This window comes from Chlamydia serpentis, from assembly GCF_900239945.1.
Classification (GTDB): domain Bacteria; phylum Chlamydiota; class Chlamydiia; order Chlamydiales; family Chlamydiaceae; genus Chlamydia; species Chlamydia serpentis.
This window is the reverse complement of record NZ_LT993738.1, coordinates 78,877-101,020: the sequence shown is the minus strand read 5'-3', so window position 1 is coordinate 101,020 and position 22,144 is coordinate 78,877. Positions and strand designations below refer to the sequence as shown.

Below are 22,144 nucleotides of genomic sequence, written 5' to 3'. Positions count from 1 at the left end.
CTTGAAATCCTAGAACATTAGAACCACTAAAATTCTTTTCATAAACTTGGATAACAAATGCTTCCAAGTACACTACGAGAATTCTTTATGAAATTACTTCCTGTATATCTTTCCGGTATCACAGTTAGAAATCTAAAAAACATTTCTATAAACTTCAATTCTGAAGAAATCGTTCTACTCACAGGAGTGTCTGGCTCAGGAAAATCCTCTATAGCCTTTGATACTTTATATGCTGCGGGAAGAAAGCAGTATATTTCTACTCTTCCTACATTTTTTGCTGCTGCTTTAAAATCTCTTCCTAATCCTAAGGTAGAAAAAATCTATGGACTGTCTCCAACAATAGCAATAAAACAAAATCACTTTTCATACTATAGCCATGCAACTCTAGGAAGCACTACAGAGCTTTTCTCTCATCTTGCTCTCCTTTTTAGTCTAGAAGGACAAGCTAGAGATCCCAAGACAAAAGTAGCCTTAAACCTTCTTAGCAAAGAAAAAGTTCTTGCTACTATTATGGAACTACCTGAAGGCATACAGCTAACTCTCTTAGCCCCTCTATTATACAAGGATACCAACGGAATTCGAGATTATGTTCAACAGGGATTCACAAAAGTACGTCTAAACGGTAGTGTTCAACCCATCTATTCTTTCTTAACAACAGGCATTCCTGAAAACACTCCTGCTGATATTGTGGTTGATACCCTAGTTAAGATCCAGAATAACACTGCAAGGCTAAAAGTTAGTCTCTTCACAGCTTTAGAATTAGGAGGAGGTCAATGTGCAGTTCTTGTTGATACAGAACTCTTAACATTCTCTACTAATCAGCAGATTAATCAAGTCACCTATACCCCTCTAACACCGCAATTATTTTCTCCTCATGTGCTAGGTAGTCGCTGTTGTTCTTGCCAAGGATCTGGCATCTTTATTTCTATTGATGACCCTATTTTGATTAATCAAGATCTTTCTATTAAAGATAACTGCTGTAGTTTTGCTGGAAATTGCTCCTCCTATCTTCACCATGCTGTATACCAAGCTTTTGCAGATGCCTTAAAATTCAGTCTTGAGACACCTTGGAAAGATCTTCCTTTAGAAATTCAAAATATCTTTCTCCGGGGGAAAAGTAATTTAGTTCTTCCTGTACGACTCTTTGATCCAACGCTAGGGAAAAAGAATCTAACCCATAAAGTATGGAGAGGTGTACTTAATGATATAGGAGATAAAGTGCGTTATACTACTAAGCCCTCACGTTATCTACCTAAGGGAATGTCTGCTCATCGCTGCTCTCTATGTAAAGGCACAGGTTTAGGAGAATATGCCTCTGTAGCAACTTGGGAAGGTAAAACATTTGCTGAATTTCAAGATATGTCTATAAATTTATGGTATGCACTTCTTTCTGAGGTGAAAGCACCTTCTCTCTGTATTCGAGAAGTCCTTCAAGGACTTAAGCAAAGACTCTCTTTTCTTATAGATTTGGGTTTAGGCTATCTTACTCCCAATAGAGCACTGTCAACTCTTTCTGGAGGAGAACAAGAACGTACAGCAATAGCCAAATATTTAGGGGGAGAACTTTTTGGAATTACCTATATCCTAGATGAGCCGTCCATAGGACTTCATCCTCAAGATACTGATAAACTCATTCGAGTCATTCAAAAACTAAGAAATCAAGGCAATACTATTATTCTTGTTGAACATGATGAGCACATGATCTCTTTTGCAGATAGGATTATTGATATTGGTCCAGGAGCTGGTAGTTTCGGAGGCGAAGTTCTCTTTAACGGTAGTCCCAAGGACTTCTTAACACATTCGGAAACTTTAACAGCAAAGTACTTACGCCAAGAACTTGCTATCCAGATTCCAGAATCTCGTGGCCCCCCTAGATCATGGCTATCCCTAAGACAAGCCGTAGTCCATAATCTTAAAAATCTTTCTATCCGTCTCCCGTTAGCTAGGCTAACTGCAGTCACAGGAGTTTCAGGATCAGGAAAATCTTCATTAATTAATGATACCTTAGTTCCTACTATAGAAAGTTTCTTAAATCAAGAAAACCCTGAAAATCTAGAGTTTCAGGGTAGTAGCATAGATCGCTTGATTCACATTACCCGAGATCTTCCAGGACGTTCTCAACGATCTATTCCCTTAACTTATCTTAAAGCTTTTGATGAAGTTCGGGAACTCTTTGCTTCTCAAAAGCGTAGTCAACGTCAGGGATTTACAAAAGCCCATTTTAGCTTTAACCAACCCCAGGGGGCTTGCATAACATGCCAAGGGCTAGGAATCATTTCTATTTCCGAAGATGAAATGCCAATCCCATGTTCTGAATGTAAAGGAAAGCGTTATCAACCACAAATATTAGAAATCCTTTATGAAGGGAAAAGTATTGCTGACATCTTAGATATGACAGTATACCAAGCTCAAAAGTTTTTTACTTCATGTCCCAAAATTTACGAAAAGATACATGCTCTATCTTTACTACGTTTAGACTATTTACCCTTAGGACGACCCTTGTCTACACTGTCTGGTGGAGAAATACAAAGACTAAAACTAGCCCATGAGTTGTTGTTTTCTTCATCCAAGCCAACGCTATACGTCTTGGATGAACCTACAACTGGCCTTCATACCCATGATATTCAAGCCTTAATCGAAGTACTTTTATCCTTAACATATCTAGGTCATACCGTGATTGTTATTGAACACAACATGCATGTTGTCAAAGTCTCAGACTATGTTTTGGAGTTGGGTCCTGAAGGAGGTAATGATGGAGGATACCTACTTGCTTCGTGTCCTCCTAAAGATCTTATCCATCTAGATACCCCAACAGCAAAAGCACTAGCTCCATATATTCAAGACTCTTTGACCTTACCTGTGCTAAGAAACTCACCACCTCGTCTAGAAGATCCTACATCTGGCAATATCATCGTCAAAGATGCCCATGAAAATAATCTTAAACACCTGGACCTTTCACTTCCGCGCAATGCTCTTGTTGCGATTGTAGGTCCAGGAGCATCAGGAAAACATTCTTTAGTCTTTGATATCCTTTATGCCTCAGGAAATATTGCCTATGCTGAACTCTTTCCTACTTATATTCGACAAGGCCTGCTTAAGGAAACCCCTCTACCTCATGTAGGGGAAGTCAAAGGACTTTCTCCTGTTATTTCTGTAAGAAAATGTACCTCCCGCAATCACTCCCATCACACATTAGCCTCGGCTTTAGGATTAAGTAACAGCTTGGAAAAGCTCTTCGCTATATTAGGAGAACCTTTTTCTCCAGTTACAGGAGAAAAACTCTTTAAAATTTCAAGCCAAACGATTATTGATACATTACTTAAAAATTACGAGGATCACTACGTTACTATCACTTCTCCGATCCCTAGTGATACTGATCTTAATCTCTTTCTTCAAGCAAAACAGAAAGAAGGGTTTTTAAAGTTATATTCTCAGGGAAATATCTATGATTTAGATCAAAAACTTCCGAAAGATCTAACATCACCTTCTCTAGTGATACAACACCTTAAGATCTCTCTAAGGCATGTTTCTGCTTTGTTTTCAGCATTATCAGTTGCTTTTTCGCTATCTTCAAAAATCCAGATGTATATTCTTGACGGAGAGGAGACTCTTGAGTTGTCATATTCTTTAGGCTGGAAGGACCTTGAGGGAAGAACCTATCCCGAAGTCACACATGAACTTCTTTCTTGCGATCATCCTGAAGGTCGTTGTCATCAATGTGGGGGTACTAGTCAGATCTTAAGAATTTCTCTAGAGCATCATCAAGATAAATTCGCTGATTACACTCCGCTGGAACTTTGCAATTTATTCTTTCCAAATAGCTCAATGCAATCTCTAGAACATCTTCTAAAACTTGCCAATATTTCTTCTTCTAAACCTCTGGGTTCCCTAACTTCAGAAACTTTTCAAATATTGTGCAAAGGTTCCTCAGAATTTCTAGGCATGAATACCCTTCTTCAGGATCAGCTGGATATGGAAGTCGCTGCTCCTTTACTTAAACCGCTTCTTTTTCCTATCCCCTGTCCTTCATGTAAAGGCTCAGGACTAAACGATTATGCTCGTCATATCCGCATAGGGGAAACATCTCTCCTAGATATTTATGAGCAAGATACAGCATTCTTATACTCTTTCCTAAAAGATATAGAGACCAACGACACAAAAAGTATTGTCCAAGATCTTATGAATCGACTGACTTTCATTACGAAAGTAGGACTAGACTATATTACTCTCGGGCAAAGACAAGATACTCTCAGTGACGGTGAGAGTTATCGCCTACACCTCGCAAAAAAGATTTCTACGAATTTAACAAATATTGTGTACTTATTTGAGGAACCTCTTTCTGGACTACATCCTGAAGATCTTCCTATCATTATTCGTTTATTCAAAGAACTTATAGCAAATCATAATACAGTCATCGCTACAGATCGCTCCTATACTTTAGTACCCTATGCTGACTATACAATATCTTTAGGCCCTGGATCAGGACCTAAAGGAGGGTTTCTAGTTGATTGTGATGTGGAAGTTCTTCCTAAATCAAATTCTAATTCTAGTAGTGCTAAAAAAGTATTTCCCTCTAAAACAAACGCAAACTCTAAAGTAGCATTAAATTCTACTTTAAAGGTTAATCTGTCGATATACCATATTCAAAACTTAAAAGTATCCGCTCCCCTACATTCTTTGGTTGCAATTGGAGGAATTTCTGGATCTGGAAAAACATCCTTACTCTTAGAGGGATTTAAAAAACAAGCAGAAGTCCTACTTTCACAAGGAACTAGAAATTTTTCAAATATTCTAGTTATTGATTCTCATCCCATAGCCTCATCTCAACGTTCTGATATCAGCACATATTTTGATATTGCCCCATCCTTAAGATCTTTCTACGCTTCGCTTATGCAAGCTAAAGCCTTGAATATCTCCGCTAGTATGTTCAGTACAAATACAAAACAAGGACAATGTATAGATTGTCAAGGACTTGGATATCAATTGGTTGATCGAGCTTTCTATGCTTTAGAAAAGCGCCCCTGCCCTACATGCTCAGGATTTCGCATCCAACCCCTTGCTCAAGAAGTCTTGTATGAAGGTAAGCATTTTGGTGAGCTTCTCCATACTCCAATTGAAACTATAGCGACCCTATTCCCTTTTATTAAAAAAATACAGAAACCGATAAAAGCACTTCTTGAGATAGGTCTTGGTTACCTTCCTATTGGTCAAAACTTAGCTTCCTTATCTATAAGTGAAAAAACAGCACTAAAGGTGGCTTATTTCCTCTACCAACCTCCACAATTCCCCACTCTGTTTTTAATTGACGAGCTATTTACTTCTTTAGATCTGAAAAGGAAACAACTTCTTCCAGAAAAGCTTAAATCACTTGTAGCTGCTGGTCACTCGATAATCTATATAGATCACGATGTAGAATTATTAAAATGTGCTGACTACCTTATAGAAATAGGCCCTGGATCAGGGAAACAAGGAGGAAAACTTCTCTTTGCTGGGCCTCCTAAAGATATTTATCTGAACGAAAGCTCTTTGTTAAAAAAATATGTCCCTAGAGATTAATTTTACCTATAAACCTAAAATCTAGAAACATTTTAGATAGAAAAATTAGGTTACTAATAATTACTAAACACTTAAAGCTGAAATTCTTCGTCCAAAAGATGATAGATTTTCTGAGAAGAGTCTCGCTCTTTCTTGTTTTTAAGACAGTGAAAATAAAGGAACTTTTGTCTTAATAACAACCGACGTTCTTGGTAACTAAGAGAATCTTTCGGAAGACCTAAGAGCCTATAATCTCTAGCTAATAGAGAAAAGGGGGAAATCCGATCTTCATTGCAAGTATCGAAATGTTTTACTGCAGATTCATGACCTTGTGTAAGAGCAAGGTAACACCCATAAAGAATGAAAACTTCTTGTTGATCATCTATAAATTGCTCTTTTGTATAGTTCTGAAGAAGTTCTTTTACATTCTTTTCATTATGCTTCCAAAGGTGAGCTCGAATTTCATGATTTAAAAAGTAATCATTATAAAATTTATTAGAAACTTTAGGTCGAATGATACTCACAGCCTCTAAGATAGCTTCTCCACAAGATTCCATAAGAGCGCGATTAGCAAAAAGATCGAATATATAGACAAGGAGTATCGGTGAGAGGTTATTGCTAGAAGAAAACACTACTGTTGCATCTTTCTTCTCATGAATATTCTGAAGAGCAAAAAGAAATTCTGTTAACTCCTGTAAAGAAACCTCTGCCATTTCTTCTAAAGATTGCTTACTCTGAAGAGATTCTCTAATTATGTGAATACAAGAGTTTAAAAACTCCCATTGATTAAGATCACAGGCAACATACAAAATTTCAATAAGAGCTCTAACATCTCTCTGATCCCAAGCCCTATGAAATAAACTAGTAAGATGAAGCGTAAATCCCGACCAATAACTCAAAAATAATTCCATCTTAGAAGAACGACACTCTAAGGAAGTAGGATCAAGTCTACAAAATAGCGTTCCTCTAGATTTATCCTCCAACCAAAACAGGAACTTTTCTTCTTGCCCAGGAGTAATTGCTTGTGGAGCTACTTGTAATACTAGTATCATGAACACTAGAACAAGCCGATGACGCTTATAAAAACTCTCGTGTAATCGGTATACTACATGGTCTTTAATCCTGAAAATTTCAGGATGCTCTGAGTAACGCTTCAATGCTAACAGCAGACTTTTGACTTCTTCATTGTATTCTTGAAGTCTCTGATATACTAAAGACTTACCAAGATATTCTAACGGAGCAGCAACACCGTGATGCAACTTTGAAAATTCTTCAATAGCTAGAGCAAATTCATGTTCTTCATTATTTGTAAATGCCTTTTCTAAAATAGTAATTCCTGCTCGAAATCTCGCTTCACAACCTTCCTTACGTCCTGGAAAAGATTCTGCTATTCTCTGATAAAGAACCAAAGCACGATCATATAACTTTTCTGAAAGAAAAGCATCAGGAACAGCGAGACAGCTGACACACAAAGAACCACTACTTTCAAAAATACCTATATCTCCAAGGATATCTTCCATATCTTGAACTATAATAGCTACTCGTCCACCACGGCTTGGTAAGTAATTCATATGGATAAGCCAAGCGACATTATCAATGAACAAAGACAAGCCATGATTATGCCTTTCTAAAGTTACCAAGAAATTATCCTTATCACAGTTTAAATCTTGAGAATACCTCTGAATTTCCAAGCTATTTTTCACTAAAGATACTGACAAAGTTGTAGCTTTAATATGGAGCCAAAAGCCGTAACCATAATAAAAATCTCGACCTAAAGCATTCTCTGAAGTTGGGAGTAGAATTCCAAAACCCTGAGTAAGCCCCTTTTTAGCAATAGTATATTCTAAGCGGATCTCAGCAAAACCTTCGCTATTAGAGATCGCGAGATTATACCATGATGCTGGTGATACTTCTAACATTGGAAAGTACTTAGAAAGTAAAATAGGTTCGTTTAGCTTCCAACTACAAGATTTTTTAGGCGATAATGCTGTTGTTAAAGTCCATTTAGGACTGCCTTTCAAATGACTCTCTATATCTTCTTTCAGTTCTGTTACTGAAGAATAACGTGCTTTTGGATCTGAAGCTAATGCTCTCATAACTACACCAGAGAGAAATCCAGGGATTTCTCGATAGGGAGCAACTTCCCTGGGAGGTGGAATCTCCTGGTGGCTACCGACAACAATTTTGTTTCCTTTCTTCCTTCTATAGGGGAAAGAGAGCGTGAGCATCTGATAGAGAATAACTCCCAATGCATAAATATCTGTACCTTCAGAAGCAGGATAACCAAGAAGCCTTTCAGGAGCCATATAATCTGGAGTCCCAACAATCCTACCTGGAATTGTCATTTTGGAAGAGAAGAGTTCTTCTTTTCTAATATCTAGATTAAGAAGACCTTCTTCTTCCCCATGAGCAACTGCGGCTCCCCAATCTAAAATGACAGTTTCACTAAAGAGACCTAGAAGAATATTATCAGGCTTAAGATCACGATGAAGAATACCCCGAGAATGGACATATTCTATAGTGGAACAAATCTTATAAAATATGGATAGCAATGCCCCTACAGAAGTTTTTTCTGCTAATTCCTTAGATAAAGATTCTTTCTGCCAAACGCTCTTTAATAAGGTTTTCAGGGTATAGCCCTCAATATAGGGCATAGTGTAATATACGGGATCTTTCTCACTGTAAATAGTATAGACGGGGACAACTCCAGGATGTACCAGATCAGCAGCAATTCTAGCTTCTCGCAAAAAGCGTTTTTTTAATAACAGATTTTCTGCAAGATCTTCACGAATTTTTTTAAGAGCTACTTTACGAGAGCACACTGGGTCATAAGCAAGATATACTTCACCCATCCCTCCCTTCCCAATAATTCTGAGAATATCATAGCGCTCCAAACATCAGCCCTTTTGGTTCTAGGAAAACGACATAAGCTTATCAAGAATACTCTGTAATTCTACACGATTATTTTTTAAAGCTTCTCTCTTGATATTTACAAGACTCGGATTTGCCTTCTGACAAAAATTTTCATCACCTAATAAGCGCTCTAAATTTTCTACTATCCCCTCTAATCTAAGTCTTTCTTTTTCTAAACGTGTTTTCTCCTTAATTAAATGCTCTTTGGGAACAAAAATTCCAAGACGAATATTATCAATGACACCGAAACTATATAGCATTTTTTCCGGTTCTTTATCCAAAAGTTCTATAGACTCTAGTCCCCCCAATGCCTGGAGAATAGGAATATAGTTTTGGATATGGATATCTTCAGAACAAATAATAAAGGCCTTGAGTTGTAAACGAGGATCAAGTTGCATTTCTCCACGAATATTTCTAATAGTATAAACTAGACGCTGAGCCAAGACAAAAGACTCTTTAAGATCTTTAGGCATTTCTATATCAAAAATCTTAGGATATGGACATTCGATACAGGCACGAGAGCGTAGCATATTCACAGCATGACTTGTAATTGCATCACCCTTTCCTTCGGGAATCTTGCCTAATGTATCCTTTAACCTTAAAAATAAAGATTCTGTAATAAAAGGAGCTACAGGATGCAGAACTCCTAATACATTGAGAAGAAGAACAGCAAGCAATTTACGTTTTATAACTTTAGCAAATTCATTTTCCTGTGTACTCAAGAGTACTGGTTTAATTATCTCAATATAAGTAGAGCAAAGATCATTACGGAAAAACTCATAAGCTAAACTTGCTACTTTATCAAAGGCATAAGTCGCATAAGCTTCCTCAAGCTGACAAATAAGGTGATTAAAACCATCTAAAATATAGAAATCTTCAAGACCTAGGGCACTCTGATCAATACCGATAAGGAGCTCTTCTACTTGGAGATCCGAGATATGACTAAAAATAAATCTGGCTCCGTTCCATATCTTATTCGCGAAGTGCTTGTACTCTTCGAACAACCTATAATCAAGATCTATTTGCTCACCACGATTTGCACAAGAACATAGGGCCAGGCGTACAGCATCTGTACCATAAGTAGCTATCATTTCTAAAGGATCTATGACATTCCCCTTAGACTTAGAGAGTTTTTCCCATTTAGCAATAACATCACTAGGAAGTTTTTCTCCCATATCATAGGCAAGCTTCTCCTTACCAGAAATATAGGACCAATCACCGAATTCGTTATAACGTTTATAAGACTTTCCAAATATTAATCCATGTAAGAACACCTCAGAAAATGGCTTTTTTTCTGTCATTGAAGAACATAACAATACCATGCGTGTTACCCAGAAAAAGAGAATGTCATGCCCCGTAACTAGTACAGCGGTGGGATAAAATTTATTCAAATCTGGAGACTTTGCATCAGGCCACCCTAAGCATGTCAACGGCCATAAACCTGAAGAAAACCATGTATCTAGAACATCAGGATCCTGATACCAGGCATCAGGATCTTGTGCCACCTCTTCAGGAACACCTTCTCCATCATAACAGAGAATACGTTCTTCATCATCTTTGTGATACCAAACAGGAATACGGTGTCCCCACCACAACTGTCTGCTAATACACCAATCCCGAAGATGATTGACCCAAGAGAGATAATTTTTTTCAAAGTCATTAGGAAAAATCTTAATATCCTTATTTTCAACAAGCTCTCGCAAAACTCCACGGAATTCTGATACTGAGATAAACCATTGTTTAGAAAGATAGGGTTCGATTACAGCGCCCGATCGATAAGAAACACCAACACGAAGTTTGTAGGGCTCCTTTCTTATAAAAAGCCCTTGCTTTTCTAAAGCCAGAAGAATCTCTTCCCGAGCCTTTTCCTTAGTCATTCCAGAAAAAATACCGCCATTTTCGTTAATCCTCCCACAGGGAGTCAGGATATTAATGCTAGGTAAATTATGGTGAATCCCCATAAGGTAATCATCTTTATCATGAGCAGGAGTGATCTTGACAGCTCCTGTTCCAAAAGTGGGATCTACAGAGGCGTCTCCAATGATAGGGATTTGACGATTTACGAAAGGAACCTCTACACTCGCACCAATCCAAGATGCATAACGCGGATCACTAGGTGATACTGCAATTGCAGTATCACCTAATAATGTTTCAGGTCTTGTAGTTGCTACAACAATAGTTTCATTAGAATCTACAATACGATAACTAATGTAGTAAAGCCAACCGTCCTTTTCTTCATATTCTACCTCATCATCAGCAAGAGCTGTTTGCAGAATAGGATCCCAATTAACAAGGTAGTATCCACGGTAAATATAACGATTATCAAATAGAGCTTTGAAAGCCTTTTTTACTGCACGATTAGCAAGAGGATCCATGGTAAAACGCTTCCTATTCCAATCACAAGAACAGCCCAACTGTCGGAGTTGCGAAAGAATCACTCCCTCACTCTTTTCTTTCCAGGTCCAAACATGTTTTAAAAACTCTTCTCGACTATAGTCAGTACGGCGCTTACCTTCCGTAGCTTGAAGATGCCTTTCTACTACAGTCTGGGTAGCAATTCCTGCATGATCAGTCCCTGGAATCCAGCACACTTCAAATCCAGACATGCGTTTGTAACGCACAAGAATATCTTGAAGAGTATTGACAAGGGCGTGGCCCATATGCAAAACCCCAGTCACATTCGGAGGTGGCATGATCACACAATAGGGAGGTTTGTCACTCGCAACTTCCGCTTGGAACATTCCTTTCTTTTCCCAGAAAACATATAGTTCGGGTTCTATAGCTTTAAAGTCATATGCTTTTGGAAAGTCTTCTACTTTCATGGTTTTTAATTCCAACTTATGATCTGTACCTATTTTTTTCTAAACTCAGGGCTTAGAAAACTCAGTCGTTTCTCTTTTGCTAATTTGGCTAAAGACATTTATGCCTTGATTCTTCTCTATCTAAGGAGAGTCTAGGGAAATCACCTCCATCCAAAGATGGTGACGTCTGCTCACGATCTCTTGATTCCCGCTATATAATGCTACACGATAGGAGATAATTCCCTGAAATTCTTTGTATTCCAACCCCTTAAGGCAATAAACTCGATAGCCTGCACTTTGATTTACCTCATAGGTTAGTTTTTCTACTTTACCATTCCCGTAGTACACCCATAGATACAGGGTTAACGGAAGGCATCTCCTCATACGAGAGGGAAGGCTCCAGGTAACAACGACCTGCTGTCCGAAGATCTCATCAACACAACTCTGTTCAATATTGAGTTGGGCTGCTGCGCTATGTTCTGGACCCACATATTCCGTAAAAGAAGACAATGAAGGTTCAGAACAACCGAATAAGCAAACTAAACTTATTACTGATAACAGCAATAGAAGTATAAATATGATCTTAGAGCAGTAGTAACGCAAAAACAACAGCAAACAATGCAAATGATTCGACAATTCCAATCGCTGCATAACATTTCCCATATATTGAGGAAGAACGAGCGTAAGCTTGAATTCCACTTACACAGCACTTCCCCTGCATAATCGAAGATAATAAAAGAGCAGCTCCAACAGATAAGCCTATTGCAATTCCACCAGCTGCGGATAGCGTTCCATTTTTTATTGCTGATTGCATGAGCAACATTAAAATAAACCCATAGATAGACTGAGAAGAGGGCATCGCAGACATTCCTATAAGCTTCCCATGTCCTTCATCTATACGAGACATTACTGCATGTGAAGCTACACCAGCAATACCACAACCTATGGCACTCCCAATCATAGCTAGCCCCAAAACCAAAGCAGGCCCAACAACAGACAAATCAATCATACTTACCTCATGCTCCCTTCTCAAATCCCTTTAGAACAAATACGATCTTGACAAAATTTCTTTCGTACTTCTCTCTCAAAGACAGGAGAAGTTTATCAAACTACTGAATTATTATCTAAGTGAATCCCCTGAAGCCTCAGTATCTTCATGACAAACGAGTTTTCTTAGGGGACGTAAGGGACGTCCTCCTCCATCAAAACTATAGTGATACCACTCGATAAAATTTAACCTGAGTCCATGAATAACTCCTCCCATAATAGAAAGGATAATGTTCACAGAATGACCAAGAAGAATCACTATAGAACCAAGAAGCATAGGCAACCTTGCCCCCATTTGGTTAAATGTTGCTCCCATCATAGCGCCAGCAAGTCCTAAAGCATAAATACGCAAATAAGAAAGAACGTCAGAAAATACCTGTATTACAGAAATAATCTCCTCAATTCCACGCCAACCTTTCTGTATGATTGCTAATACAACAGCAAGGCTTATACCACTAAACATGCCGTAATACCCTAGTTGTCCTCCTAATTCATAGGGAACATGGAAAAGATAATGAATCAAGGATACAGCACCTAGATAGACTGGTACATAAAGATAGGCGCCAACCATGAAAATGATCCAACCAATACCAGAATAACGATAACGAAGATAACGGAACATTCCTAGAGAAAGGTGAATCACGCCAACCAACAATGCAAGTTCCATAAGTATATTATCTATAAACTTATCGTACACTACAGCACGGGACTCTGTGTTTCTACTTCCTGTTTCTGTAGCAAGCAAAAATAATTTTGGATCTTTAATCGCTTTTAAAGAGGGATATTCATTTGTCAGTTCTTTATAGGCTTTAGGACGAGTCTCTAAATAATATTTCGCTTTTTCTAAAGCAAGAAGATGGGTCATAGAGTATTCTCTAAGAAGACTGGTTCTACTAAAAGTAATTCCGAAAAATGATGTTGTCATCGTCCCCCAACATATACAACCCAGGCCTAAAATAGCGGTCATCTTAAGTATCTGGGACAGATGTTTCGAGAATTTCACTTTAAGACGGTACTTCCAAGAAAAAATGAGAGAAGAAGCTAAAAATAGTAAGCCGTACCCAGCATCATTAACAATCATAGAAAAAAAGAGTACGAAGGCAAAAAATACCCAAGTTGAAGGATCTTTATCAGAATATGCTGGAGTATCATAGATCTGCACGAGATCTTCTCCCATCATTCCGGCGCCTTTATTCTCGAGGTATGTCGGAATAATCTCATCAGGATCTACCGGGACTCTTTCAATATAGATTTGATAACGGTCACACAAGTCTTGTAATTCTTGCATTTTCTTGACAATGACCCAACCAGTTACAGCAAAACATTGGCCCTCAAACAACTCTTCACAGCACTCTTGAGCTTGATGAAGTCGTTGTTCATTATCATAGGCGCAGAGACCGCGCAAGATCTCTTTACGATAGACATAGAGATCACAGAGACGGTCTGATCTGTTTCTAATTTCACGCTGAAGATTAGCCAAATCTAGCTGAAGTTCATTAACAGATCTTGGTGCTTCTATTTCTGTATAAATATCTTTAGGGAGATCCACTACTCCAAGAACTACATAATAATCAAAATTATAAGCTGTAGAAAGATAAAAGACGTTAGGAAGATCCTCTTCGAGATCTTGATTATCTTTATGTGTCCTATAGAAAAACCGAAAAGAAATTCCAGTTTTCTTAAAAAATTCTTTTATTTCTAAAGAAGAGAAGACTCCTAAGGGTTTTACTCTAACAATTTCTTTTCTTAATGCCTTTACAATTTCTGTAAGTTCTTTTATCTCTTTGTTTAAAGTAAGGACCTCATCTAGTATCTCAGCAACTGAAATGTCTGGGTCTGTAATAAATTCCAAAGTTTCTAAAGAATACTCTTCTTGTAGATGATTAAATACTTTTAAACACTCTACAAAACGGCGGCCCTCTTCTGTGATAATACGATGTTTTTTAGAGATAAATTCTATAATACCAAGCTCTCTACTCGCAAAAAAAAAGTCCGCTTTATCGCGTCCAATAAAGAGATACTTATGTATATCTAAACGCACTCGCTCCCCCTTATTTTCCGGAGTTCTATCTTCTTTTTCGCCATTTTAACTTGACCTACATCTGTGATACTACGGTCACTTAAGAACACCGAAATCTTCTTAAGTATCTTCATAGTTTCAGGAATAAGTTTCTTTTCAAATAAATTCACTCGAATTGTGACTGCGCGTAATTCTTCCTCTAAGATCTGTTGTCGCTCTTTAGTAACTTCTGCCATTATTTTACCAATAACAAGTTCTTTTGATGCTGAAAGCATAGTATCTAGCCATATAGGAGTCTCCAAAAGAGAATATGATACGGGTGTTACTCTTATATTCCGAACTATAGGAACTTCAACTCCAGCTACGTTCTCATAATCTTTATCTATACTTTGAATCTCGAAGCTCTTCTCCACACAATTCGTATAAAGAGGAATGCTAAACAACTCTGCAAAAGCATAAATACGATTATAAGCCTCAACACAAGCTGTTTCATACGCTTCGGCTTCTCGAACAGCATTTTGGACCTCAGCCTGTAGTAAAGCTTTCTTAAGCTTTAAGGTTGGAAGGTACATTTGTAAACGTGCTAATTTTTGTTTTTCTAATCGAAACGCATTTTTTGTTAATTTTACTTGGACAGACATGCTTTAGGCCAATACTTATTTATTAACTGCGCTTTAATTCCTACTTCTTCAGAAGTAAAACTTTGAGCAAGAATTTTCCAACCAATATCTAAAGCTGCTTCTAAAGGAATATTTACCTCTAAACTCATTAAACGAGTTTCAAAGAGCTGTGAAAATGCAAGTAACTTCTTATCCCAATTAGAGAGCTTAAACCCCATAGCCATTCTTTCGATAGCTTTACGAGAATCAGCGTAAAGGCGGATTAAAGCGTTAGCAAGATCACCATGATCTTCGCGAGTGACTTTACCGATGACGAGTTGTTTCAATCGCGAAAGAGAACCAAAAGGATCTATACGATTATTTTTTAAATAGAACTGGCCTTCTGTAATGTATCCAGTATTATCAGGAACAGGATGCGTAATATCGTCGCCAGGCATCGTCGTGACAGTAATTAAAGTAATAGATCCTCCATCTGCAATTTCTACAGCTTTTTCATAGCGTAAAGCCAAGTCAGAATATAGAGAACCTGGGTATCCACGATTTGCAGGTATCTGATCCATCGTGATAGAAATCTCTTTCAGAGCGTCAGCAAAGGCTGTCATATCTGTCAGCAAGACTAAGACATTCTTTTTTTCTTCTACAGCGAACTTCTCTGCACATGCAAGAGCCATATCAGGGACTAAAACACATTCTACAGGAGCATCTACAGCCTTATGGATAAACATGACACATTTATCTAAAAAACCAAGCTTCTTAGATTCTTCGACAAAGAAACTATAATCCACGAATGTAAGCCCCATCCCACCAATCACAACAATATCAGCATCTGTTTGTGCAGCAATACGCATTAACAAAGCATTATGGTGTTCTCCAGAAGAAGAAAAAATAGGAATTTTTTGTGATTTTACCAGGCAATTGAATACATCAATCATAGGAATATTGGTTCTCACCATACTCCTAGGAACAATACGACAAACAGGATTAAATGTTGGTGTAGCAATCTCTATAGGCTCTCCGAAACATTCTCCTTCGTTATCAATAGGTTTGCCTATACCATTCAATCGTCTTCCTAATAACGAGCTGCCAAAAATCACCTCCATAGGTCTTCCTAAGAAAGTAACATGATCTCCTGTAGATAATCCTGATGTACCCCCAAAAACCTGGAGAGTTACTTTTTTAATATCAAAACGCAGTACTGAAGCATAGGAAAACCTTCCGTCCGATCTCACTATTGTAGCAAGCTCTCCTAATCGAGCTCCTTCCGCTTGTACAGTAATTAAATTGCCTTTAATATCAGTAATTTTTGTATATATTGTCTGCATGCCTTTACGCCATTTGTACTATGGTTTTTTCCAATAGCCTAATGATGACCTCTTTACTTTCTTCGTATTCTTCTGAAAGGAATTTTAGTCCATTTAATGTCTTTATCTTACTTTGCAACTCAAGGAAAAAGCTTCTCGCATCATCAGGCCCGTCGAAAATAAATTTAGCCTCAAAAATACGACTGATTAATGAAAATAGCTCTATCTGCCTTTCAAAAGGGCAGTAACAATCTACAGGATCAAACGCGTTCTGTTGAAGGTAACAAAAATCATAAAGCTCAGACTTTAAGTAAATCTCTATATCTTCCATAGAAATTCCTTCTTCACCTACAACTTCCATGCGTTTACCGATTTCTGAACCTTTCTCTAAAAAATGTGCTGCCTTTTTTACAGAATCACCCCAACCAGCAATCTTCTTTTCTAAAATTTGTCCTACTTGATTCAAATATTTTGACCAAGAAATCAAGGGATCTATTGAAGGGTATCTACGAGCATCAGCTCGTGCCTTTGAAAGTCCACAGAATGCTCCAACCACAGCTAACGTAGATTGAGTTACCGGCTCTTCAAAATTCCCTCCTGCTGGAGAGACAGCTCCACATATAGTTAAAGATCCTTCAGAATCGTCTTTCATTCTCATAGCACCTCCACGCTCATAAAAAGCAGCTATTCTAGAAGATAGATATGCAGGAAAAGCTTCTTCTCCGGGAATTTCTTCAAGACGTCCTGAAATCTCTCTAAGAGCCTGTGCCCATCGAGATGTAGAGTCTGCTAAAAGCAAAATATCTAATCCCATCTGACGATAGTATTCTGCAATCGTCACACCCAAATAAATGGAAGATTCTCGGGCAGCTACAGGCATTGATGATGTATTACAAATAATACATGTTCTATGCATCAAAGATCCCCCTGTGTGCGGATCTATGAGATGAGGAAACTCTTGCAATACTTCAACAACTTCACCAGCACGTTCTCCACATGCACACAAAATAACAATATCTACAGCAGCATACTTAGATAAATGGTGTTGTAAAACTGTTTTTCCTGCTCCGAAAGGTCCTGGTGTACAAAAAGTTCCCCCTTTCAATATTGGAATTTGGGTATCTAGGATACGTAAACCCACGTCCATGATTTTATGTGCAGGAATTTTTTCTCCTTCGATAAAAGCTTGTTTAATTGGCCATCTTTGGACCATAGTGAAGGAGTATTCTTTACCAGAAGCATCTCGAGCTTTTGCTACGACAGTATGAGCATTATACGTGCCTTCAGAAATTACCCAAGTCAAGGTAACTTCTTGAAAGCAAGAAAAGGGAACCATAATCTTATGAGTAAATCGCCCTTCAGGGACTGTTCCTAATATGTCTCCACGTCTTAAAGTATCTCCAACAGTGGCTACAGGATAATAGTTCCATAATAGCTCCTCAGAAATTGCATTAACATACTTGCCTCTTTGCAAGAAGGAGCTATCCTTAGCAACAACCTCCAAACGATTCTGAAGCCCATCAAAAATTCCCTGAAGCAAACCAGGCCCTAACTCTGCTTCTAGTAGATGTCCTGAAAAAGTAACAAGGGCTCCTCTACAAACGCCTTGAGTATCTTCAAAGACCTGAATCTTAACTTCTTGATCAGCAACTTCGATAACTTCGGCTTTTAACCAGGTATCATCCACATGAACATAGGCAACTTCACCTTGTCTAACATATCCATCAAAACGTACACGCAACAAATTCCCGTAAGCCTCTATAACATGTCCTTGGGCTGTTTGTTCTGAAATCATTACCATTTAATTGCCTTTTCTAACTGATTAATCATTTCTCTTCCTTTTTCAATATTTGCGAGGCTATTACGAATAGCAAACATATACGCAGCAGATCTTGCTAAAATTACATTCCCATCAAAATAGGAGTCACAATAAAACCCCTCTAGTTTATGAAACTGATATAAAGAAAGTGCACGATTAAGTGTGTGAGGTAAGCGTCCATAATCGTCCAAAACTACCTGTAAATCAGAAAACTCTTGGGGGAGCTCATAGTTTGGTGAATCTTTTTGCATTAGCACCTTAAGAACAACAGGATCGGAACTATCTTCATTTCTTAGTATATAAGAAACATCCATATGCAAAACTCTAGCTCGAAACCCTGCTAATACAACACGCAGCTGTTGTTGGAATGTAAAATAGTCTTGGAGAAACTTTGAAGAATTCGTTTGGTGGTACGAAAGAAATTCCCTAAATAGGTCTGAAAAATGGTTTAAACGATCTTCTGGGGTTTTATAAATCATTAGAAAATCTTTAAAAAAATCTTCAAAATCACTGTCATCAGACCACTGCTCAAAAGAAAGCATCCACTCTACGTTTTCCTGAGTTACCTCTCCAAACGAGAAGGGAAGAGACTTACCAGACCAAAAAAAAGCGAAGTTTTCAAAGTCAAAGAAACGTTTAAGAAGAGTATAATGACATAAATCTTGTTCTGAAAGGTTTAAATAAAGCAAGTCATCTAAATCTGAAATGGAGAATACTGGTGGGGATTCTGATAACTGCGGAGGCAAAAATGAAGATAAAAAATAATATTGAGTCATGACGACAATTTTAAACTTTGAGAAGATCTTTACATGACTTTAATAAAGTCATGGCGCTTGAAAAATCATTTCGCGAAAATCTTTCTGTAAATAACGCGTGAAAATCTCTACAAGAGCAGAAGAACTAAGATCAAGAACCCAATTCTTCTCTTCAACTTTTAACTGAACGCCACCAATAAAGTTCCCAACAACTACACTTTTTTTACGCAACTTTGCTGTTACAGCCTTACCAAGAAGTTCATTAACAGCTCGAGGGCTCACATGTTTTCCTATATAAGCCATGAGATTTCCTGCAACCCCTTGACTTTCTAGAGCATGAATTAAAGCTTGTATTAATTTCGCAGCAACATCAGGATCTGAAGTCACGTGCTCTAACCATTCCACTAAAGACTCTTTAAAGATTTTATTCTCTACAGCTTGTTTCAGCGCTTCTAAAGAGCGTTTCCCTGCTTGATTTAAAGCAACTTCGCCTTGTTTTAGCTTTTGATGAGCTTTCTCTTCGGCAGTCTCAAGAATTCTCTTAGATTCCTCTTGAGCGTCTTGTATAATTCTTTTAGCTTGTTCTTTAGCATTATGTAATAACGCCGCAGCCTCTTCTTCTGCAGGTTTTAAAGTCTCTAAACGCAAAGCATCACAGATTTGCTTAAGCTTATCACTAGCACTAAGATTCGGCATAACATTTTACCGCTTATTCTTTTAAAAAAGAAATTTAACTAAAAAGATATTATTCTGATTTCACTAATCCAGGAGTTTATGTCATTCTCCCATTTAATTCAACTTATCCACAAATTAAGGAACAGGTCAGAGAGACATTTTAGAACACAACCTTTTTGATCTTTGAAAGTAAAGAGCTCTTTGTTGCTATATAGTTGAAAAAAGAACACGTATAAGATGCCCTAGTCTAGGAGATTAGAAAATAACTCTGGTTATACCTTTGTTTAAATCCTTCACAGATATCCTGAATGATTAAAGATCCCTATTAGGAATATTTCTCTGAAAACGATACAATCTTGTATAAGAAAGAAAAACTGGGGTGCATGCTTGCGATTTCCCATTTTATGTAAAATTAATTATATGATTTTTATGAGATTTCTTATTCTTCTTACCTTTATTCTAGTTCAGTTTTCTATTTGTGCAGCTCCAATAAGAACGCAAACTCCTAAATCTCACTCAAAACAACGCTCTTCATTAAAGAAAACTAAAGGGACAAGAACTTATAGGAGCAGATCTTCAGCAGCAACTCGTGCAAGTATATCTCGTTATAAAACAAGAACAGCTGCACGCCAAAAAACAGGACAATTTGAAAAAAAACCCTCATATGCTCCTATGCAATGGGTTCCTTATTTAGGAGAAAACTACAGCGTTAATATTCCTTCCTTCTGGCAATGTATTGATGACAAAACACAACTTCCAGAAAAATTAGATGTGCTCTTTATAGGGAAAGGTAAAGGGAATCTCACTCCTACAATTAATATTGCACAAGAAATCACAGGAAAGTCTTCTCAAGAATACATAGAAGAGGTACTAGCCTACCATAAAGCTAATGAGATGACTTTAGAATCTGAAATATTCACCCAAATCGACTCTCCTAATGGAAAATTTAGTATCATTAAAACAGAAAAAAATTCTTCTTGGGGACGAGTATTTTGCTTACAAGCTACAGCTGTGATCAACCATACAGCTTACATTTTTACAAGCACAGCAACTTTAGATGACTATGCTGAACTTTCATTTATCTTTTTAAAAGTAGTCTCCTCATTCCAAATTAATGGTGGCAAAGAGGCTGTCTCAGGAGATGCTATCCTTGAAAAGGCTTTAAAGGCCCTACAAAATGAAAAAAAAGGAAAATAAGGATTTAAGAAACAAGATCGCTTTCTTGATGTAGAATAGTTTTATTTAAAGCATCAAAAAGAAATCTAATTATTATCTTTCTTCCCTCTAAAGATAGATTTAATACAACAGGAAAACGTGAAAACAGCAATTGAAAAGGAATATCCATTTGGTTATCTTCTACTGATACTGATACAGTAGCGCTTCCGAGTATAGAGTTAGCATCATGGATTCTTTTGCATAAAGCTACAAATTGACGAATATCATTACGCATGACGGAATCAAATGCATAGGTAGAAGCACACACACTACAGGTTAAAGTAGTATCCAAGTTAAAGACCGAGAAACAAACATTGCCTTTGTGACAACAAGGGCATGAAAATGCTAATTGCGATTTATAGTCCATCTTATTTTTCATTTGCCCTTTAAGGTGCTATCCTAAATCGGCTTACTTTATTAAGCAATTACGCACCTTCTGCAGCAATTTGCTTCATAAATTCTGTAATTGCAGTCTCAAGAATTTGAGTATCTCCTGCAAATATCCGAATTCCTTCAGCAAGTTTTTCTGTTGCCATAGCATCCTCATTCATTAAAAAGCGAAAAACACTTTCCGTAAGTTCTATAGGCTGTACATCTAACTTTTTAGCTTCGACAGGATCTAGCTGTTTTTTTACTGGGTCCTGGGATTTTTTGAGTTCATCTAATAGCTTGGGCGATATCGTTAAGAGATCACAACCAGCTAATGCTAATACCTGTTCTTTTGTACGAAAAGAAGCAGCCATAATTTGCGTAGGAATATTAAACTTTTTATAGTATGCATAAATATTTGACACCGAAGCAACACCTGGGTCAGCATCTATAGAATACCCTTCGTCACCATAGGCAGCAATCCACCAATCATAAATACGGCCAACAAAAGGAGAGATCAGAGTTGCCTTAGCCTTAGCAGCTGCAATTGCTTGAACCAAATTAAAAATCAAAGTTACATTGCAGGCGATTCCTTTTGACTCTAAAAATTCAACGGCTTGAATGCCTTCCCAGGTTCCAGGAATTTTCACTAGTAAACGTTTTTTATCTCCTCCTACAGCTTCGAACAGCTCAGAAAGAAACACAGCTCGTTGCACCATAGCTTCAACATTAAAGGAAAGCCTCGCATCAATCTCAAGAGAAATTCTCCCTGGAATATTTTTAATAATTTCTAAAGCAAAGTTAGTTTGAATTTTGTCCAAAATAAAAGACAAGGTCTGAATGTCATCGCCATTCTGACGAATTCCCCAAACTACAGCCTCATTTAAAAGTTCTTGGAACTTTGGCTCTTGGGCCACTTTTAAGATCAAAGAAGGGTTTGTCGTAGCGTCTTGAGATCCTCCGGCTTTGACTAGCTCAGGGTCTCCACTATCACAAACGATAGTACTCAACTTCTTTAGTTGATCAAATTGATTAGACATAGGCACCTTGGGGCATCACTGTTGATCTCTAGGT

14 protein-coding genes are annotated in these 22,144 nt (G+C 37.6%); 2 read left to right on the top strand and 12 right to left on the bottom strand.

Annotated features, from left to right (window positions below; translation table 11 throughout):
- Positions 1 to 87: 87 nt before the first annotated feature.
- On the top strand, positions 88 to 5,556 hold the full coding sequence (gene uvrA / locus C834KP_RS00375; RefSeq protein ID WP_108897107.1) for an excinuclease ABC subunit UvrA: 5,469 nt from the start codon (positions 88 to 90) through the stop codon (positions 5,554 to 5,556).
- 71 nt (positions 5,557 to 5,627) lie between these two features.
- Here the strand turns inward: uvrA and pknD are convergent, their stop codons facing one another.
- The 10 genes from pknD to C834KP_RS00325 all read right to left on the bottom strand — a co-directional run bounded on the left by pknD (position 5,628) and on the right by C834KP_RS00325 (position 19,507).
- The gene (gene pknD / locus C834KP_RS00370) at positions 5,628 to 8,429 is read right to left on the bottom strand and encodes a serine/threonine-protein kinase PknD (RefSeq protein ID WP_108896250.1); all 2,802 of its coding nucleotides are present in this window, start codon (positions 8,427 to 8,429) and stop codon (positions 5,628 to 5,630) included.
- An 18-nt stretch (positions 8,430 to 8,447) separates the two neighbouring features.
- Positions 8,448 to 11,270, bottom strand: coding sequence for a valine--tRNA ligase (locus tag C834KP_RS00365; RefSeq protein WP_108896249.1), 2,823 nt, complete (start codon positions 11,268 to 11,270; stop codon positions 8,448 to 8,450).
- Positions 11,271 to 11,390: 120 nt separating this feature from the next.
- A complete protein-coding gene (locus C834KP_RS00360; protein WP_108896248.1) occupies positions 11,391 to 11,900 on the bottom strand; it encodes an acyl-CoA dehydrogenase in 510 nt (169 codons plus the stop codon).
- Positions 11,833 to 12,258: an ATP synthase subunit C gene (locus C834KP_RS00355; protein WP_108896247.1), complete on the bottom strand. Its 426-nt coding sequence runs from the start codon at positions 12,256 to 12,258 to the stop codon at positions 11,833 to 11,835. Before C834KP_RS00355 ends, C834KP_RS00360 begins: the two co-directional genes overlap by 68 nt.
- A 111-nt stretch (positions 12,259 to 12,369) precedes the next feature.
- The gene (locus C834KP_RS00350) at positions 12,370 to 14,337 is read right to left on the bottom strand and encodes a V-type ATP synthase subunit I (protein WP_174165537.1); all 1,968 of its coding nucleotides are present in this window, start codon (positions 14,335 to 14,337) and stop codon (positions 12,370 to 12,372) included.
- Positions 14,328 to 14,957, bottom strand: coding sequence for a V-type ATP synthase subunit D (locus C834KP_RS00345; RefSeq protein ID WP_108896246.1), 630 nt, complete (start codon positions 14,955 to 14,957; stop codon positions 14,328 to 14,330). Before C834KP_RS00345 ends, C834KP_RS00350 begins: the two co-directional genes overlap by 10 nt.
- Positions 14,942 to 16,258, bottom strand: coding sequence for a V-type ATP synthase subunit B (locus tag C834KP_RS00340; protein WP_108896245.1), 1,317 nt, complete (start codon positions 16,256 to 16,258; stop codon positions 14,942 to 14,944). The genes C834KP_RS00345 and C834KP_RS00340 overlap by 16 nt, the downstream gene beginning before the upstream one ends.
- Before the next feature lie 4 nt (positions 16,259 to 16,262).
- Positions 16,263 to 18,038: a V-type ATP synthase subunit A gene (locus C834KP_RS00335; protein ID WP_108896244.1), complete on the bottom strand. Its 1,776-nt coding sequence runs from the start codon at positions 18,036 to 18,038 to the stop codon at positions 16,263 to 16,265.
- On the bottom strand, positions 18,032 to 18,832 hold the full coding sequence (locus C834KP_RS00330) for a DUF2764 family protein (protein WP_108896243.1): 801 nt from the start codon (positions 18,830 to 18,832) through the stop codon (positions 18,032 to 18,034). Before C834KP_RS00330 ends, C834KP_RS00335 begins: the two co-directional genes overlap by 7 nt.
- A gap of 48 nt (positions 18,833 to 18,880) precedes the next feature.
- Complete coding sequence (locus C834KP_RS00325; RefSeq protein ID WP_108896242.1) at positions 18,881 to 19,507, bottom strand: V-type ATP synthase subunit E; 627 nt, start codon at positions 19,505 to 19,507, stop codon at positions 18,881 to 18,883.
- A gap of 408 nt (positions 19,508 to 19,915) precedes the next feature.
- Here C834KP_RS00325 and C834KP_RS00320 point away from each other — a divergent pair, with 408 nt between their 5' ends.
- Positions 19,916 to 20,683 (top strand): hypothetical protein, encoded by a 768-nt coding sequence (locus C834KP_RS00320; RefSeq protein ID WP_108897106.1) that lies wholly within the window; start codon positions 19,916 to 19,918, stop codon positions 20,681 to 20,683.
- A gap of 4 nt (positions 20,684 to 20,687) precedes the next feature.
- Here the strand turns inward: C834KP_RS00320 and C834KP_RS00315 are convergent, their stop codons facing one another.
- Together C834KP_RS00315 and tal are read right to left on the bottom strand one after the other, a co-directional pair.
- A complete protein-coding gene (locus C834KP_RS00315; protein WP_174165549.1) occupies positions 20,688 to 21,068 on the bottom strand; it encodes a ferredoxin in 381 nt (126 codons plus the stop codon).
- A 58-nt stretch (positions 21,069 to 21,126) separates the two neighbouring features.
- On the bottom strand, positions 21,127 to 22,110 hold the full coding sequence (tal, locus tag C834KP_RS00310; protein WP_108896240.1) for a transaldolase: 984 nt from the start codon (positions 22,108 to 22,110) through the stop codon (positions 21,127 to 21,129).
- Positions 22,111 to 22,144: the final 34 nt, after the last annotated feature.

Coding starts and splice junctions, on each gene's coding strand:
- uvrA (WP_108897107.1), top strand. CDS start 88: ATGAAATTACTTCCTGTATATCTTTCCGGTATCACAGTTAGAAATCTA.
- C834KP_RS00365 (WP_108896249.1), bottom strand. CDS start 11,270: ATGAAAGTAGAAGACTTTCCAAAAGCATATGACTTTAAAGCTATAGAA.
- C834KP_RS00360 (WP_108896248.1), bottom strand. CDS start 11,900: ATGCAGCGATTGGAATTGTCGAATCATTTGCATTGTTTGCTGTTGTTT.
- C834KP_RS00355 (WP_108896247.1), bottom strand. CDS start 12,258: ATGATTGATTTGTCTGTTGTTGGGCCTGCTTTGGTTTTGGGGCTAGCT.
- C834KP_RS00345 (WP_108896246.1), bottom strand. CDS start 14,957: ATGTCTGTCCAAGTAAAATTAACAAAAAATGCGTTTCGATTAGAAAAA.
- C834KP_RS00340 (WP_108896245.1), bottom strand. CDS start 16,258: ATGCAGACAATATATACAAAAATTACTGATATTAAAGGCAATTTAATT.
- C834KP_RS00335 (WP_108896244.1), bottom strand. CDS start 18,038: ATGGTAATGATTTCAGAACAAACAGCCCAAGGACATGTTATAGAGGCT.
- C834KP_RS00330 (WP_108896243.1), bottom strand. CDS start 18,832: ATGACTCAATATTATTTTTTATCTTCATTTTTGCCTCCGCAGTTATCA.
- C834KP_RS00325 (WP_108896242.1), bottom strand. CDS start 19,507: ATGCCGAATCTTAGTGCTAGTGATAAGCTTAAGCAAATCTGTGATGCT.
- C834KP_RS00320 (WP_108897106.1), top strand. CDS start 19,916: ATGAGATTTCTTATTCTTCTTACCTTTATTCTAGTTCAGTTTTCTATT.
- C834KP_RS00315 (WP_174165549.1), bottom strand. CDS start 21,068: ATGGACTATAAATCGCAATTAGCATTTTCATGCCCTTGTTGTCACAAA.
- tal (WP_108896240.1), bottom strand. CDS start 22,110: ATGTCTAATCAATTTGATCAACTAAAGAAGTTGAGTACTATCGTTTGT.